1 protein-coding gene is annotated in these 659 nt (G+C 55.5%); it reads left to right on the top strand.

What is annotated here, in order from left to right; genetic code table 11:
- Nucleotides 1–659 (top strand): Ig-like domain-containing protein (locus tag L2730_RS21880; RefSeq protein WP_248976478.1); only part of this gene is annotated, 659 nt, incomplete at both ends.

Genomic DNA, 659 nt, shown 5'->3' with positions numbered 1-659 from the left:
TACACCACGAACACCGGTGAAACTGCCACACTGACCATTACTGTCACTGAAGACAGCACCGATGTGGCCAACGACAGCATTACCGTTGCTGAAGACACGGTTGCCAGCGGCAACGTGCTCAGTAATGATGAGAGTGGTAACACCAGCGTCGTCAGCTTCACCCTCGACACTGATGGCAACGGCAGCCAAGAAAGCTTCACTGCTGGTGACAGCGTCTCCCTATCGGGCGGCGTCTTAGTGCTCAACAGCACTGGCAGCTACAGCTTCACCCCGAATGCCGATTGGAATGGCAACGTGCCGGTGATCACCTACACCACGAACACCGGTGAAACTGCCACACTGACCATTACTGTCACTGAAGACAGCACCGATGTGGCCAACGACAGCATTACCGTTGCTGAAGACACGGTTGCCAGCGGCAACGTGCTCAGTAATGATGAGAGTGGTAACACCAGCGTCGTCAGCTTCACCCTCGACACTGATGGCAACGGCAGCCAAGAAAGCTTCACTGCTGGTGACAGCGTCTCCCTATCGGGCGGCGTCTTAGTGCTCAACAGCACTGGCAGCTACAGCTTCACCCCGAATGACGATTGGAATGGCAACGTGCCGGTGATCACCTACACCACGAACACCGGTGAAACTGCCACACTGACCATTAC

Origin of the sequence: Shewanella kaireitica, from assembly GCF_023284045.1 — a bacterium.
GTDB classification, from domain to species: Bacteria; Pseudomonadota; Gammaproteobacteria; order Enterobacterales; family Shewanellaceae; genus Shewanella; species Shewanella kaireitica.
This window is presented reverse-complemented; position numbering and strand designations above follow the sequence as displayed.